We start from the raw sequence: 2,249 nt of genomic DNA, 5'->3' as shown, positions 1-2,249 counted from the left end.
TGGCGGTGTTGGCGCGGGAGCAGGGTGTGACCCTGTTCATGGTGGTGCAGGCCGCGCTGGCGGTGCTGCTGTCCCGGCTGGGGGCGGGCGAGGACATTCCCGTCGGTACGGCGGTTGCGGGGCGCACGGATCAGGCCCTCGATGATCTGGTGGGGTTCTTCGTCAACACGTTGGTGTTGCGTACGGATGTGTCGGGGGATCCCACGTTCGGTGAGCTGCTGGGGCGGGTGCGGGAGACAAGCTTGGCAGCTTTGGAGCATCAGGAGGTGCCGTTCGAGCGCCTGGTGGAGGTGCTGGCACCGGACCGGTCGCTGGCGCGGCATCCGCTGTTCCAGGTGATGCTCACTCTCCAGAATCTGGGTCAGGCGAGGCTGGACCTCCCCGGTCTACGGGTGGCGCCGGTGTCCGGCGGTCTGCGGGTGGCGAAGTTCGATCTCGATGTGTCGTTGGGTGAGGTGACTGACGGTGAGGGTCGCCCGGTGGGGCTGCGGGGGTCGGTTACCGGGGCGGCGGATCTGTTCGACGCGGAAACCGTGGACGCGGTCGCTGAGCGGTTGGTGAAGGTTCTGACGCTGGTGGCCGCAGCCCCGCAGGCTCGGGTGGGGCAGGTCCACGTGTTGTCGGAGGCGGAACGGCGCCAGGTGGTGACCGACTGGAACGACACCGTCGTACCGAGGCCGGAGACCACCTGGCTGGCGCTGTTTGAGGATCGGGTGCTGCGGGATCCGGGTGCGGTGGCGGTGGTGTATGGGAATGAGCGCTTGTCGTATGGGGAGTTGGATGAGCGCGCGAACCGGTTGGCGGGGGAGCTGACCTCTCGGGGTGTGGGGCCGGAGTCGGTGGCGGCGGTCATGCTGGAGCGGTCGGTTGAGCAGGTAGTGACTTTGCTGGCGGTGTGGAAGGCCGGTGCTGCCTATCTCCCCGTCGATCCGGACCACCCCTCTGAGCGGATCGCGTTCACGCTGTCCGACGCTCGCCCGCCCTGTGTGCTCACGACGCGTGCGCAGGCTGGCGAACTTCCGGCAGAACTGGCCGTGCCCGTGCTTGCCGTCGACGAGGCGGAGCCGGCTGGGAGGGGTGAGTGGACGGGTCCGGTCCTGACATCCGGGCATGCGGCGTATGTGATGTACACGTCCGGATCGACGGGGCGGCCGAAGGGTGTGGTGGTCACCCACGGCGGCCTGACCAACCACCTGCTCTGGGCGCAGCGGGTGTTCGGGCTGGAGGCGTCGGACCGAGTGCTGCACAAAACGCCGTTCGGGTTCGACGCGTCGGTATGGGAACTGTGGTGGCCGTTGATGTCCGGGGCGGCGTTGGTGATCGCAGCGCCGGATGGCCACCGCGATCCGGCATACCTGGCGGACTTGATGCGGCGTGAGGAAGTCACCGCCGCGCACTTCGTACCTTCGATGCTGTCGGTGTTCGTCGCCGAGTCCGCGGCGGGCGATTGCACGAGTCTACGGATGCTGTTCTGCGGTGGTGAGGCGCTGACGGGCGCTCTGCATCAACGGGTTACGAGCCTGTTGGATGTGGAGTTGCACAACGTCTACGGGCTGACGGAGACCACGGTCGATTCCACGTCATGGCACGGAGGTACGAGTGAGGCGGCAGGTGGGAGTGTCCCGATCGGCCGACCGGTCGACAACACCCGCGTCTATGTCCTGGACCGGTTCCTGGAGCCGGTGCCGCCGGGTGTGGCGGGGGAGCTGTATGTGGCCGGCACGGGCCTGGCACGCGGATACCACGAGCGACCGGGGCTGACGGCGGAGCGGTTTGTGGCCTGCCCGATCGGCGATTCGGGCGAGCGGATGTACCGGACCGGTGACCTGGCGCGGTGGACCGCGGACGGGCAGCTCGTGTTCGTCGGCCGTGCGGACGATCAGGTGAAGGTGCGGGGCTTCCGGGTCGAGCCGGGTGAGGTCGAGGCCGTCCTGGCGGCACATCCCGAGGTGGCTCGGGCGGTGGTGGTCGCCCGTGAGGAGACTCAGGGTGATGAGCGCCTCGTCGCGTATGTCGTGCCCGAGGGTGATGGTGGGTTGGGCGATGAACTGTCCGGCGAAGTGCGTGCCTTTGTGAGCGCCCGGTTGCCGGAGTACATGGTGCCCTCTGCCGTCGTGGTACTCGACGAGCTGCCCTTGTCGGTGAACGGCAAGGTGGACCGGGCAGCGCTCCCCGCGCCGGGGTATTCGTCTGGCGGTGGGCGGGGTCCGGCTACGGTGGCTGAGGAGCTGGTGTGTCAGGTGTTCGCG

At 68.2% G+C, this 2,249-nt stretch carries 1 protein-coding gene; it reads left to right on the top strand.

Annotated elements, in window-relative coordinates; all coding sequences use genetic code 11:
• Nucleotides 1-5: 5 nt before the first annotated feature.
• Nucleotides 6-2,249 (top strand): amino acid adenylation domain-containing protein (locus tag ACFWR9_RS42595; RefSeq protein WP_383853047.1); only part of this gene is annotated, 2,244 nt, incomplete at its 3' end.

The sequence above is a fragment of the Streptomyces sp. NPDC058534 genome (genome assembly GCF_042717365.1).
GTDB lineage: Bacteria > Actinomycetota > Actinomycetes > Streptomycetales > Streptomycetaceae > Streptomyces.
This window is presented reverse-complemented; position numbering and strand designations above follow the sequence as displayed.